Source organism: Pseudomonas sp. UF-293 (assembly GCF_058245595.1).
In genome coordinates, this window is record NZ_JBSICA010000031.1 from 40,920 (window position 1) to 54,486 (window position 13,567).

General features: G+C 62.2%; 12 protein-coding genes. 11 read left to right on the forward strand and 1 reads right to left on the reverse strand.

Features of this window, described 5'->3' with window-relative positions:
* The first annotated feature begins 60 nt into the window (after positions 1 to 60).
* The 9 genes from mdcA (at position 61) to madM (ending at position 7,275) form a co-directional block, all read left to right on the forward strand.
* Positions 61 to 1,731 carry a malonate decarboxylase subunit alpha gene (gene mdcA, locus AC4IHP_RS23665; RefSeq protein ID WP_490832892.1) on the forward strand — a complete coding sequence of 557 codons (1,671 nt, stop codon included), beginning with the start codon at positions 61 to 63 and terminating at the stop codon, positions 1,729 to 1,731.
* Complete coding sequence (locus tag AC4IHP_RS23670; protein WP_490832893.1) at positions 1,731 to 2,588, forward strand: triphosphoribosyl-dephospho-CoA synthase; 858 nt, start codon at positions 1,731 to 1,733, stop codon at positions 2,586 to 2,588. Before mdcA ends, AC4IHP_RS23670 begins: the two co-directional genes overlap by 1 nt.
* Positions 2,588 to 2,887, forward strand: a complete 300-nt coding sequence (locus AC4IHP_RS23675; protein WP_039757560.1) for a malonate decarboxylase subunit delta — start codon at positions 2,588 to 2,590, stop codon at positions 2,885 to 2,887. Before AC4IHP_RS23670 ends, AC4IHP_RS23675 begins: the two co-directional genes overlap by 1 nt.
* On the forward strand, positions 2,880 to 3,731 hold the full coding sequence (locus AC4IHP_RS23680; RefSeq protein ID WP_490832894.1) for a biotin-independent malonate decarboxylase subunit beta: 852 nt from the start codon (positions 2,880 to 2,882) through the stop codon (positions 3,729 to 3,731). The genes AC4IHP_RS23675 and AC4IHP_RS23680 overlap by 8 nt, the downstream gene beginning before the upstream one ends.
* Positions 3,728 to 4,513, forward strand: a complete 786-nt coding sequence (gene mdcE, locus AC4IHP_RS23685; protein ID WP_490832895.1) for a biotin-independent malonate decarboxylase subunit gamma — start codon at positions 3,728 to 3,730, stop codon at positions 4,511 to 4,513. Before AC4IHP_RS23680 ends, mdcE begins: the two co-directional genes overlap by 4 nt.
* On the forward strand, positions 4,507 to 5,127 hold the full coding sequence (locus tag AC4IHP_RS23690) for a malonate decarboxylase holo-ACP synthase (RefSeq protein WP_490832896.1): 621 nt from the start codon (positions 4,507 to 4,509) through the stop codon (positions 5,125 to 5,127). The genes mdcE and AC4IHP_RS23690 overlap by 7 nt, the downstream gene beginning before the upstream one ends.
* On the forward strand, positions 5,124 to 6,044 hold the full coding sequence (gene mdcH, locus AC4IHP_RS23695; protein WP_490832897.1) for a malonate decarboxylase subunit epsilon: 921 nt from the start codon (positions 5,124 to 5,126) through the stop codon (positions 6,042 to 6,044). Before AC4IHP_RS23690 ends, mdcH begins: the two co-directional genes overlap by 4 nt.
* Positions 6,045 to 6,112: 68 nt before the next feature.
* Entirely contained in the window at positions 6,113 to 6,505 is a 393-nt protein-coding gene (madL, locus tag AC4IHP_RS23700; protein WP_016772756.1) for a malonate transporter subunit MadL, read from the forward strand.
* A gap of 5 nt (positions 6,506 to 6,510) precedes the next feature.
* Positions 6,511 to 7,275 carry a malonate transporter subunit MadM gene (gene madM, locus AC4IHP_RS23705; protein WP_041476796.1) on the forward strand — a complete coding sequence of 255 codons (765 nt, stop codon included), beginning with the start codon at positions 6,511 to 6,513 and terminating at the stop codon, positions 7,273 to 7,275.
* 46 nt (positions 7,276 to 7,321) lie between these two features.
* On the opposite strand, the gene mltF is transcribed toward madM, so the two are convergent.
* Positions 7,322 to 8,782 carry a membrane-bound lytic murein transglycosylase MltF gene (mltF, locus tag AC4IHP_RS23710; RefSeq protein WP_490832898.1) on the reverse strand — a complete coding sequence of 487 codons (1,461 nt, stop codon included), beginning with the start codon at positions 8,780 to 8,782 and terminating at the stop codon, positions 7,322 to 7,324.
* Positions 8,783 to 9,067: 285 nt separating this feature from the next.
* Here mltF and purL point away from each other — a divergent pair, with 285 nt between their 5' ends.
* Positions 9,068 to 12,964, forward strand: coding sequence for a phosphoribosylformylglycinamidine synthase (purL, locus tag AC4IHP_RS23715; protein WP_073473626.1), 3,897 nt, complete (start codon positions 9,068 to 9,070; stop codon positions 12,962 to 12,964).
* Between the two features lie 5 nt (positions 12,965 to 12,969).
* Positions 12,970 to 13,281 (forward strand): YqfO family protein, encoded by a 312-nt coding sequence (locus tag AC4IHP_RS23720; RefSeq protein ID WP_102356444.1) that lies wholly within the window; start codon positions 12,970 to 12,972, stop codon positions 13,279 to 13,281.
* Positions 13,282 to 13,567: the final 286 nt, after the last annotated feature.

The window sequence follows — 13,567 nt, forward strand, 5'->3', positions numbered from 1 at the left end:
TGATGCCCTCACCGCACACGCCTAACTTGGCTCCACGACAGCGAACCCCGTGGAGTGAGCATGACAACAACAATTTCCCCCGACTCGCGCTGGACGCGGCGGCGTGACGAGAAGCAGCGCCGGCTCGACAAGGTGCGCGGGCTCGCCGATGGCGCGGTGTTGCCCAGCGACAAAATCGTCGCCGCGCTCGAAGCGCTGATTCATCCCGGCGACCGTGTGGTGCTGGAGGGCAACAACCAGAAGCAGGCGGATTTCCTCTCGCGTTCGCTGGCCAAGGCCGATCCGGCCAAGCTCCATGATCTGCACATGATCATGCCCAGCGTCGGCCGCTCCGAGCACCTTGATCTGTTCGAACGTGGCATCGCCCGCAAGCTCGACTTCTCCTTCGCCGGCACCCAGAGCCTGCGCATCAGCCAGTTGCTCGAAGATGGCTTGCTCGAAGTCGGCGCCATTCACACGTACATCGAACTCTACGCCCGCCTTGTCGTGGACCTGATCCCCAACGTTGTGCTCTCGGCCGGCTTCATGGCCGACCGCGCCGGCAACATCTACACCGGCCCGAGTACCGAAGACACCCCCGCATTGATCGAACCAGCGGCGTTCAGCGACGGCATCGTCATCGTCCAGGTCAACCAGGTGGTCGACGATGTCAGCGAACTGCCCCGCGTAGATATCCCCGCGTCATGGGTCGATTTCGTCGTGGTCGCCGACAAGCCGTTCTACATCGAACCGCTGTTTACCCGCGACCCACGCCACATCAAGCCTGTGCACGTGTTGATGGCGATGATGGCGATTCGCGGGATCTACGAAAAACACAACGTGCAGTCGCTCAACCACGGCATCGGTTTCAACACTGCTGCCATCGAATTGATCCTGCCGACCTACGGCGAATCCCTCGGCTTGAAGGGCAAGATCTGCCGCAACTGGACGCTCAACCCGCACCCGACTTTGATCCCGGCGATTGAAAGCGGCTGGGTCGAAAGCGTGCATTGCTTCGGCACCGAACTGGGCATGGAAAACTACATCGCCGCTCGGCCCGATGTGTTCTTCACTGGCCGCGACGGCTCACTGCGCTCCAACCGCATGGTCTGCCAACTCGCCGGGCAGTACGCGGTGGATCTGTTTATCGGCGCGACGTTGCAAGTCGACGGCGACGGCCATTCCTCGACGGTGACCCGTGGTCGTCTCGCCGGTTTCGGTGGTGCGCCGAACATGGGTCATGATCCGCGCGGCCGCCGTCACGGCACCCCGGCGTGGCTGGACATGCGCCACGCCGATGGGCCGCAACCGATGCTCGAACGCGGCAAGAAACTTGTAGTGCAAATGGTCGAGACCTTTCAGGAGGGCGGCAAACCGACCTTCGTCGAAACCCTCGACGCTGTGGAAGTGGCGAAGAAAAGCGGCATGCCGCTGGCGCCGATCATGATCTACGGCGACGACGTTACGCACCTGCTCACCGAAGAAGGCATCGCCTACCTGTACAAGGCGCGCTCGCTGGAAGAACGCCAGGCGATGATCGCCGCAGTCGCCGGGGTCACCGCCATCGGCCTGCGGCACAACCCGAAAGACACCGAACGCATGCGCCGCGAGGGCCTGATCGCCTTGCCCGAAGACCTCGGCATCCGCCGCACTGACGCCACTCGTGAATTGCTCGCGGCGAAAAGCGTCGCCGATCTGGTCGAGTGGTCGGGTGGCCTGTACAACCCGCCCGCCAAATTCAGGAGCTGGTAATGCACGCATTCAACCTGCAAGCGAAACCGCTTTCTCTGGCTGACCGCTTGGCCGATCTGGCGGTGGACGCGCTGATCGACGAAGCCGATCTGTCGCCGAAACCGGCGCTGGTCGACCGTCGTGGCAATGGCGCACACACTGATCTGCACCTGGGCCTGATGCACGCTTCGGCGTTGGCCTTGTGGCCAGCGTTCAAGGAAATGGCCGAGGCGGCGCTGGAGATCGGCGAAGTCGGTTTGCCATTGCGCGAAGCGATTGGCCGCATCGGTCGTGAAGGCGAACAAGCCATGCTCGTGACCACCAACGGCGTCAACACCCATCGCGGTGCGATCTGGGCGTTGGGACTGTTGGTGACGGCCGCCGCGCTGCAACCGAAATCCGTCGCCCTGTGTGCCGCCCGTCTGGCACTGCTCGACGACCGCTACGCACCGAAACCGCTCAGCCACGGCGCACAAGTCGCCCAGCGTTACGGCGCACGCGGCGCTCGGGAAGAAGCGCAGCTCGGCTTCCCGTCCGTGCTGCAACGCGGCCTGCCGCAACTGCACAAAAGTCGCGCCAGCGGCCACGGCGAACAGAACGCCCGGCTCGATGCGTTGCTGGCGATCATGACCGAGCTGGCCGACACCTGCGTGCTTTACCGCGCCGGCGAAACGGGCCTGCAGGCCATGCAGGCCGGCGCACAAGCGGTGCTCGATGCCGGCGGCAGCGCCAGCCTCAGCGGCCGTCGTCGCCTGCACGAACTGGATCAACAACTCATCGCATTGAATGCCTCGCCCGGTGGCGCCGCCGACCTGCTCGCGGCCACGCTGTTGCTTGATCGTATCGAGCGCGACGGCATCTCTCAGGGAGCGTCTTGATGGAAAACCTATCGTTTGAATTCCCCGCCGGGCAGCCGCCACGCGGGCGTGCGCTGGTCGGTTGTGTCGGCTCGGGTGATCTGGAAGTGCTGATCGAACCGGGTCTGGCCGGCAAACTGACTATCAACGTGCAGACCTCGGTCAACGGCGCGCAGCAGCGCTGGCAGCACCTGTTTGCGCGGATGTTCGACGGCACCACGCCGCCGGCGATGGCCATCGATATCCACGATTTCGGCGCGACACCGGGGGTGGTGCGCTTGCGTCTGGAACAGGGTTTCGAGGAGATCGGCCATGACTGACAGCGCAGCGTTGCTGAACAAACACAGTTTCGTCGAACTCGGCGCGCGGCAGCGGGCTAAAGCCTTGCTCGATGCCGGGACCTTTCGCGAACTGCTCGATCCGTTTCAACGGGTCATGTCGCCATGGCTTGAGCGCCAAGGTGTGGTGCCGCAAGCCGACGACGGGGTGATTATCGCCAAGGGCCGCCTCGACGGTTTGCCGGTGGTCATCGCGGCGATTGAAGGTGCGTTTCAGGGCGGCAGCCTCGGTGAAGTCGGCGGGGCGAAGATTGCCGGGGCGCTGGAACTGGCTGCCGAAGACAACCGCAACGGCATCCCCACCCGCGCCGTGTTGCTGCTGGAAACCGGCGGCGTGCGCTTGCAGGAAGCCAATCTGGGGCTGGCGGCGATTGCCGATATTCACGCGGCGATTGTCGATTTGCAGCAATACCAACCGGTGGTCGGCGTGGTCGCCGGCAGCGTCGGTTGCTTCGGCGGTATGTCGATCGCCGCTGCGCTGTGCAGCTATTTGCTGGTGACCCAGGAAGCACGTCTCGGCCTGAATGGCCCGCAGGTAATCGAGCAGGAAGCCGGGATTGAGGAATACGACTCCCGCGACCGGCCCTTCATCTGGAGCCTGACCGGCGGCGAACAGCGTTTCAACACGGGGCTGGTAGACCGTTATGTCGGCGATGATGTGGCGCAGATTCGTCAGCAGGTTGGCGAATTGCTCCAGCAAGGCTTGCCGGCACAGCCGCGCAGTCAGCGCGCCGAGTGGTTCCTGCAACGCCTCGGCAAGCTGGACACGGGCAAGCAAATCGAACCGTCGGTGGTTCGCGATCTGTATCAAGGAGAGCGCTCATGAGCGGTTATTCATTGCGCGGTTTGCACTGGTTCAACGCCCTCAGCGCTGGCGCCAGGGTCGTCGAAGGTTTGCCGCCGTCGTTGAAAGTCGCCGACGCTGAGCTCGGCCGTTTTATCGCCGTGGTCGCCGACCCGGACAATCGTTTTCCCCGCGCCCGCCATGGCGAAGTCGGTTTGCTCGAAGGCTGGGGTCTGGCGAAGGCTGTGGATGACGCGATCAGCTCCGACCGCGACAGCGCACAGAAGCGCCCGATCATCGCCATCGTCGATGTGCCGAGCCAGGCGTATGGCCGCCGCGAAGAAGCCCTCGGCATTCATCAGGCGCTGGCCGGCGCGGCGGACAGTTATGCCCGTGCACGCTTGGCCGGCCATCCGGTGATTGCGCTGCTGGTGGGCAAGGCCATGTCGGGTGCGTTTCTCGCCCACGGTTATCAGGCCAACCGCCTGATCGCGCTGCGCGATCCCGGCGTGATGGTCCACGCGATGGGCAAGGCGTCGGCGGCGCGGGTCACCTTGCGCAGTGTCGAGGAACTGGAGGCGTTGGCCTCGAGCGTGCCGCCGATGGCCTACGACATCGACAGCTACGCCAGCCTCGGTCTGCTCTGGGAAACCCTCTCGGTGCAGCAGATTGAACAGCCGACAGAGGAAGATCTGGCGCGGGTGAGCGAGTGCCTGAAGCAAGCGATCAACGATGTGAGCAGCACTGATTTGAAAGGTCGACTTGGTGCGAGTAACCGTGCCGCCTCCAGCAAAGTTCGCGAGTTGCTGAGGGCGCAGTGGTGAACCTGCCCCTGGCCCACGATCTGCTCTGGGGCATGACCCCGGCGCAGTTGCCGGCGGATGCGCCCCAGTGGGCGGTCGCGGCGCTGGCGGCCGGGCAACCGGTGGTGGTGCGCCGGGCCTTGAGCGAGGAAGGTCTGGTCGCGGTCGGCGTTCGTGGTGTGTTGCGCGAGCAGCGGCTGGCGACGTTTATGCCGCTCGATTCGATTGCCTGTCGGGTCAGTCCCGAGGCCCTTTGTCATGTTGAGTACGAGCGAGATCTGCCGGTGATGCAGGGGCTCAAACAACTGCGGCCGATGCTCGATGACTGCGGTTGGGTCTGGGGTGTCAGCGGCAGTGTCGGGTTCGAATTGGCCAGCGGTTTTGCAGCGATGCACGCGGCCAGTGATCTCGATCTGATTCTGCGTGCGCCGCAGGTGATCACGCGCAATCAGGCATGCAAACTCGTGGAGCTTTTCGATCAGGCTGTGTGCCGGGTCGACATGCAATTGCAAACGCCGTTCGGCGCTGTGGCCTTGCGGGAATGGGCCAGCGGTTCGTCCAGGGTGCTGCTGAAAAATGCGCATCAGGCGGCATTGGTGATGGATCCGTGGAACCCGCAGGAGCAGGCAGCGTGAGCAGTCTGCTGGTGTTTCCCGGCCAGGGCGCGCAGCAATCCGGCATGCTCCAGCGGTTGCCTCGGGAAACGCTGGTCGAGGCCAGTGATGTGCTCGGCGAGGATGTTTTACAGTTGGATTCAGCCGAGGCATTGCGCACGACACGAGCGGTGCAGCTGTGCCTGCTGATCGCCGGTGTCGCTGCTTCGCGGCAGTTATTGCAGGATGAACTGAGCGCGGATTACGTCGCCGGCCTGTCGATCGGCGCTTATCCGGCGGCGGTGGTGGCGGGGGCCTTGAGTTTCAGCGATGCACTGCATCTGGTCAGCCTGCGCGGTGAGCTGATGCAACAGGCTTATCCACAGGGCTACGGCATGACCGCGATCATCGGCTTGCAGTTGTCCACAGTCGAAACACTGCTGGCCCAAGTGCACAGCGAAGATCGGCCGGTGTATCTGGCCAACATCAACGCCGATAACCAAGTGGTGATTGCCGGCAGCGACGAGGCCATGCATGCGGTGGCCGAACTGGCGCGTAGTCGTGGTGCCGGAGTGGCGAAACGGCTGGCGGTGAGCGTGCCGTCGCACTGCCCGCTACTGGAAAGGCCGGCGCAGGCGCTTGCCGAGGCCTTCGCCAAGATTGAACTGAAAAACCCGAAGATCGCTTATCTGAGCGGCAGCCGCGCCCGTCCTGTGAGCAAAGTCGAAGCGCTGCGCGATGACCTCGCTTTCAACATGTGCCGCGTGGTGGACTGGCGCGGCACCGTGCAAAGCGCCTACGAGCGCGGCGTACGTCTACAGATCGAACTGCCGCCCGGTGCGGTGCTGACCGGGCTGGCGCGCCGGGTGTTCGAGCAGGGCACCGTCACTGCCTTCGACAGTGCCCGCCTCGACACCTTGCAAGCGCTGTTGCGCGAGGAGGGTGGCCGCCAACTCTAAAAACCGCCGCGACTCAAGCTTCGAACAACAAAAACAACATTCGACGATGCACTTTGAGGACTACAACAATGATTATTTACGGTGTGGCGTTTCTCGCCTTTTGCACGCTGGTCGGTATCTGGGTCGGTGAATTGCTCGGCAAGCTGATCGGCGTGCCGGCCAACGTCGGTGGCGTCGGCATTGCGATGCTGCTGCTGATCGGCCTGGGCAGCTATCTCTACAAGAGCGGCTGGCTCAAGGGCAAGACCGAGCAGGGCGTGGAGTTCTGGAGCGCGATCTACATTCCCATCGTGGTCGCCATGGCCGCGCAGCAGAATGTCTACGGTGCGCTGAAGGGCGGGCCGATGGCGATTCTTGCCGGCACCCTCGCCGTAGTGATCGCTTTTGCCTTGGTGCCGGTGCTGACACGCATGGGCAACAAGCAAGAGACGCCGATTGCTCCTGCCAAGACTGCGGGGTAATCGCCATGTACGAATCAATGATGAAAGTGATCACCGGTTACGGTCTGATCAGCGGCTTTCTGATTGTCGGCCTGACCATGTGGGTGTCCTACTGGATGTCCAACACCTTCACCAAGGGCCGATTGCACGGTTCGGCGATCGCCATTCTGCTCGGGCTGGTGCTGTCGTATATCGGCGGCGCACTGACCGGTGGGCAAAAAGGCGTGGTGGATATTCCCCTGCTGTCCGGCATCGGCCTGCTCGGCGGTGCGATGCTGCGTGATTTCGCAATTGTGGCGACGGCGTTTGGCGTGAGTGTCGATGAGCTCAAGCGTGCCGGGTTTGTGGGTGTGCTGGCGCTGTTTGTCGGTGTTGGCACCTCGTTCGTCGCCGGGGTCGGCGTGGCGATGGCATTCGGGTATACCGATGCGGTGAGCCTGACCACCATTGGCGCGGGGGCCGTGACTTACATTGTCGGCCCGGTGACCGGCGCGGCGATTGGTGCCAGTTCCGAGGTGATGGCGTTGTCGATTGCGGCGGGGCTGATCAAGGCGATTCTGGTGATGGTGATGACACCGTTCGTGGCACCGATGATCGGCCTGAACAACCCGCGCAGCGCGGTGATTTTCGGTGGTTTGATGGGCACCTCGAGCGGCGTCGCCGGGGGGCTGGCGGCCACCGATCCGAAGTTGGTGCCGTATGGTTGCCTGACGGCGGCGTTCTACACCGCGCTTGGGTGTCTGCTGGGGCCTTCGCTGCTGTTTCTGGCGATGCGCGGGTTGATGGGCTGATGCTTTCGCGAGCAGGCTCGCTCCCACAGTTGGATTTGAGGTGTTGTTAGAGCGGGGCAGGTTCCTGCGCCGGTTTCGACTTGTCGATCGCCGGCACATGCAGATTGCCCTCGGCCACCTGATCGCCCTCAAGCTGCGGCTGGGTTACCCAGGTCAGGATGTCGTAATAGCGACGGATGTTCGCCACGAAATGCACTGGCTCGCCACCCCGGGCGTAGCCGTAACGGGTCTTGCTGTACCACTGTTTCTGCGACAGGCGCGGCAGGATCTTTTTCACGTCCAGCCACTTGTCCGGATTCAAGCCTTCCTTCGCCGCCAGTTTGCGCGCGTCATCCAGATGGCCGCTGCCGACGTTGTATGCCGCCAGGGCAAACCAGGTGCGGTCCGGTTCCTGAATCGAATCGTCTAGCTGATCCTTCATATAGGCCATGTACTTGGCGCCGCCCATGATGCTCTGCTTGGGATCGAGGCGGTTCGATACACCCATCGCCTGCGCGGTGTTCTGGGTCAGCATCATCAGGCCGCGTACGCCGGTTTTCGAGGTCACGGTTGGCTGCCACAGGGATTCCTGATAACCGATGGCGGCCAGCAGGCGCCAGTCGACTTTCTCTTTCTTCGCGTAGTTCTTGAAGTGCTGTTCGTATTTCGGCAGGCGCTGCTGCAAGTGCTGGGCGAAGGTGGTGGCGCCCATGTAGCCGAGGACATCAACGTGGCCGTAGTAGCGGTCCTTCAGGCGTTGCAGGGTGCCGTTCTTCTGCACCTTGTCCAGATAGGCGTTGATTTCATTGAGCAGGCTGTTGTCCTCGCCCGGGCCCACCGCCCAGCTCTGGCTGCGTGCGTCGCCGAGGTCGAAGGCGACACGAATGTTGGTGAAGTACACCTGATTCATCGCCACTTCGTTGGAGTCGACCAATGTCAGGTCAATCTGGCCCTCATCGACCATGCGCAGCAGATCGACCACTTCAACCGCGTCGGATTCTTCGTATTCGATGCCGGGAAATTTCTGTTTCAGCTCCGCCAGTTGCTCGGCGTGGGTGCTGCCCTTGAGCACGGTGATCTTCTTGCCGACCAGATCCGCCGGATCGGTGGGCCGCGACTGGCCGTTGCGGTAGATGATCTGCGGGGTGACTTCAAGGTAGGAGTGGGAGAACCGCACCTGCTTCTTGCGTTCATCGCTGCTGACCAGACCGGCGGCCGCAAGCACCGGGCCGTTCGGCTTGCCTACCTGATTGAACAGGTCATCGAGATTGTCGGCGGTCTCGATCTTCAACTCGACACCCAAATCGTCGGCGAAACGCTTCACCAGCTCGTATTCGAAGCCGGTTTCACCGCTGCGATCCTGAAAGTAGGTGGCGGGGCTGTTACGGGTAACCACCCGCAGCACACCGTCCTCCTTTACGCGCTCGAGTGTGTTGGGTTTATCAACACAGCCACCGAGCATCAGGAAGAGTCCGGTTGCGATCAGCCATTTGGCGTATCGCGGACGCAAAGCCGTTGGGAAAAACATCTGCGCAGTATACGCAAACGGCCACGGGCGCCATATCTCGACAGCGTAGGACTAGTCTGCTAGCGATCACAAATCCGAACGAAATCCCTTGAATACGGGCCTTCAGGGCGTTTTGTTACAGTAAAAATAAGCCGCGCTGAAACGCTCGATTTACCTGACCCCGGAGGCAGAAACACAGATTGCTACCCGAGTGCAACCGTGCGTAGCGTTTCGGGTGATGTTGAGGTCGGTTTAGGCTAGAATGCACGGCCTCAAAGCACACCCCTTCCCGAGGCTGTCCCGAAGATGTTGATCCTGCGCGGCGCTCCTGCCCTTTCTGCCTTTCGCCACAGCAAACTCCTTGAGCAACTGAGCCAGAAGGTTCCAGCTGTCAGTGGCCTGTATGCTGAATTCGCTCACTTCGCCGAAGTCACCGGCGTCCTGACCGGCGACGAACAGCAGGTGCTAGCGCGCCTTCTGAAGTACGGCCCAAGTGTTCCGGTTCAAGAGCCGACCGGCCGTCTGTTTCTGGTGCTGCCGCGTTTCGGCACCATCTCGCCGTGGTCGAGCAAGGCCAGCGACATCGCCCGCAACTGCGGTCTGAGCAAGATCCAGCGCCTGGAACGCGGTATCGCCTTCTATGTTGCAGGGCAGTTCAGCGAAGCCGAAGCCCAGCTGATTTCGGACGCGCTGCATGACCGCATGACCCAGATCGTGCTGGCCAACCTCGAGCAGGCCGCCGGTCTGTTCAGCCATGCCGAGCCGAAGCCGTTGACCGCAATCGACATCCTCGGTGGCGGTCGCGCCGCGCTGGAAAAGGCCAACACCGAGCTGGGCCTGGCCCTGGCCGAAGACGAGATCGACTACCTGGTCAATGCCTTCAATGGTCTCAAGCGCAACCCGCATGACATCGAACTGATGATGTTCGCCCAGGCCAACTCCGAGCACTGCCGCCACAAGATTTTCAACGCCAGTTGGGACATCGACGGCCAGAGCCAGGAAAAAAGCCTGTTCGGCATGATCAAGAACACCTATCAGATGCACAGCGAAGGTGTGCTGTCCGCTTACAAGGACAACGCATCGGTGATCGTTGGCAACGTCGCCGGCCGCTTCTTCCCGAACCCTGAAACCCGCCAGTACGGTGCGGTGCAGGAGCCGGTGCACATCCTGATGAAGGTTGAAACCCACAACCATCCGACCGCGATTGCTCCGTTCCCGGGTGCATCGACCGGTTCCGGCGGCGAGATCCGTGACGAAGGTGCAACCGGTCGCGGCGCCAAGCCAAAGGCCGGCCTCACCGGTTTTACCGTTTCCAACCTGCAGATCCCGGGCTTCGAACAGCCGTGGGAAGTGCCTTACGGCAAGCCTGAGCGCATCGTCACCGCGCTGGACATCATGATCGAAGGCCCGCTCGGCGGCGCCGCGTTCAACAACGAATTCGGTCGTCCGGCGCTGACCGGCTATTTCCGTACCTTCGAACAATCGATCACTACCCCGCACGGCGACGAAGTGCGTGGTTACCACAAGCCGATCATGCTCGCTGGCGGCATGGGCAACATCCGTGAAGAACACGTCAAGAAAGGCGAGATCGTCGTCGGCTCCAAGCTGATCGTGCTCGGCGGCCCGGCGATGTTGATCGGTCTGGGCGGCGGCGCGGCTTCGTCGATGGCCACCGGCACCAGCTCGGCGGATCTGGATTTTGCTTCGGTGCAGCGTGAAAACCCTGAAATGGAGCGTCGTTGTCAGGAAGTCATCGACCGTTGCTGGCAACTGGGTGACAAGAATCCGATCAGCTTCATCCACGACGTCGGCGCGGGCGGTCTGTCCAATGCCTTCCCGGAACTGGTCAACGACGGCGACCGCGGTGGCCGTTTCGAACTGCGCAACATTCCCAACGACGAGCCGGGCATGGCCCCGCACGAAATCTGGTCGAACGAATCCCAGGAACGTTACGTCCTGGCGGTCGGCCCGGAAGATTTCGAGCGCTTCCAGGCGATCTGCGAACGCGAGCGTTGCCCGTTTGCCGTAGTCGGTGAAGCGACTGCCGAACCGCAACTGACCGTGACCGACAGCCACTTCGGCAACAACCCGGTGGACATGCCGCTGGAAGTGTTGCTGGGCAAGGCGCCGCGCATGCACCGTTCGGTGGTCCGCGAAGCCGAGCTGGGTGATGACTTCGATCCGTCGAACCTCGACATCAGCGAGTCCATCGAGCGTGTTCTGCATCACCCGGCCGTGGCCAGCAAAAGCTTCCTGATCACCATCGGCGACCGCACCATCACCGGCCTCGTCGCCCGTGACCAGATGGTCGGCCCATGGCAGGTGCCGGTGGCTGACGTTGCCGTCACCGCCACCAGTTTCGACGTCTACACCGGTGAAGCGATGGCGATGGGCGAGCGCACTCCGCTGGCTCTGCTGGACGCGCCGGCCTCGGGCCGCATGGCCATCGGCGAAACCATCACCAACATTGCCGCCTCGCGCATCAACAAGCTCTCCGACATCAAACTGTCGGCAAACTGGATGTCCGCTGCCGGTCACCCGGGCGAAGATGCGCGTCTGTACGACACCGTGAAAGCGGTCGGCATGGAGCTGTGCCCCGAGCTGGGCATCACCATTCCGGTGGGCAAGGACTCGATGTCCATGGCCACGCGCTGGAACGACAACGGCGAAGACAAGACCGTCACTTCGCCAATGTCGCTGATCGTCACCGGTTTCGCGCCAGTGGCTGACATCCGTCAGACCCTGACCCCGGAACTGCGCATGGACAAGGGCACCACTGACCTGATCCTGATCGACCTCGGTCGGGGGCAGAACCGCATGGGTGCGTCGATCCTCGCGCAGGTCCACGGCAAACTCGGCCAACATGCGCCGGACGTCGATGACGCCGAAGACCTGAAAGCCTTCTTCGCGGTGATCCAGGGCCTCAACGCCGACGGTCATCTGCTGGCCTACCACGACCGTTCCGACGGTGGTCTGCTGACCTCCGTGGTGGAAATGGCCTTCGCCGGCCACTGCGGTCTGAGCCTGAACCTGGACAGTGTTGCCGAATCCGCTTCGGAAATCGCCGCGATCCTGTTCAACGAAGAACTCGGCGCGGTGATCCAGGTTCGTCAGGACGCCACCCCGGACATCCTCGCGCAATTCAGCGCCGCCGGTCTGGGCGACTGCGTGTCGGTGATCGGTCAGCCGATCAACAATGGCCAGATCAACATCACCTTCAACGGTGACACCGTGTTCGAAGGCCAGCGTCGTCTGCTGCAGCGTCAGTGGGCCGAGACCAGCTACCAGATCCAGCGTCTGCGTGACAACGCCGACTGCGCCGAGCAGGAATTCGACGCGCTGCTGGAAGAAGACAATCCGGGCCTGAGCGTCAAGCTCAGCTACGACGTCAATCAGGACATCGCCGCGCCTTACATCAAGAAAGGCATCCGTCCTCAGGTTGCCGTGCTGCGTGAGCAGGGCGTCAACGGGCAGGTGGAGATGGCCGCCGCGTTCGACCGCGCCGGTTTCAGCGCGATCGACGTGCACATGAGCGACATCCTTGCCGGTCGTGTCGACCTCAACGAGTTCAAAGGCCTGGTAGCCTGCGGCGGTTTCTCCTACGGCGACGTGCTCGGCGCCGGTGAAGGCTGGGCCAAGTCGGCGCTGTTCAACAGCCGCGCCCGTGATGCGTTCCAGGGCTTCTTCGAACGTAACGACAGCTTCACGCTGGGCGTGTGCAACGGTTGCCAGATGATGTCCAACCTGCACGAGCTGATCCCGGGCAGCGAGTTCTGGCCGCACTTCGTGCGCAACCGCTCCGAGCAGTTCGAAGCGCGCGTGGCGATGGTGCAGATCCAGGAATCGAATTCGATCTTCCTGCAGGGCATGGCCGGTTCGCGCATGCCGATCGCTATCGCCCACGGTGAAGGTCATGCCGAGTTCGCCAGCGAAGAGGCACTGTTGGAAGCCGATCTGTCCGGTTGCGTGGCGATGCGTTTTGTCGACAACCACGGCAAGGTCACCGAAGCCTACCCGGCCAACCCGAACGGCTCGCCGCGCGGGATTACCGGCCTCACCAGCCGTGATGGTCGCGTAACGATCATGATGCCGCACCCGGAGCGTGTGTTCCGCGCGGTGCAGAACTCGTGGCGTTCGGAAGACTGGAACGAGGATGCACCTTGGATGCGTATGTTCCGTAACGCGCGCGTCTGGGTGAACTAAGGCCTGTGTACAAGCTCGGTTTTTTTGTTCCTGACAGTCATGTCGAGGTGGTCAAAGGGGCTGTGTTCGCTGCCGGTGGTGGGCGGATCGGTGACTATGACCACTGTGCGTGGCAGGTGCTTGGCTCTGGTCAGTTTCGACCGTTGGACGGCAGTCAGCCGTTTATTGGTGAGGCGGGGCAGGTTGAGCGGGTTGAGGAATGGAAGGTTGAGCTTGTCGTTGCGGATGAGTTGATTGTTGCTGTTGTGGCGGCGTTGAAGCTCAGTCATCCGTATGAGACGCCGGCTTATGAGGTGTGGCGGCTGGAGGATTTCTGATCTTCTTTGCTGCTGGAACGGGAAACCCGCAGATGAGGGATTGTCTGCGGGTTTTTTGTTGCCTGCGATTTGCTTTTCTGTAGGAGTGAGCCTGCTCGCGATGGCGCCCTTATAGGCGACCATGTTCTGGCTGACTGAGTGAATATCCGTTTCTTCGGGGGCTGCGGCTGGCGGTTTCGCCCTTACGGCGACTCACTTTTTTTACAAACCGGTACGTGTCAAGGTAACTGTCGCCTTGGTCTTGCGGTTGCTAGTCCATTGCGCCCTTAATTTCAGAGCGCTCAGG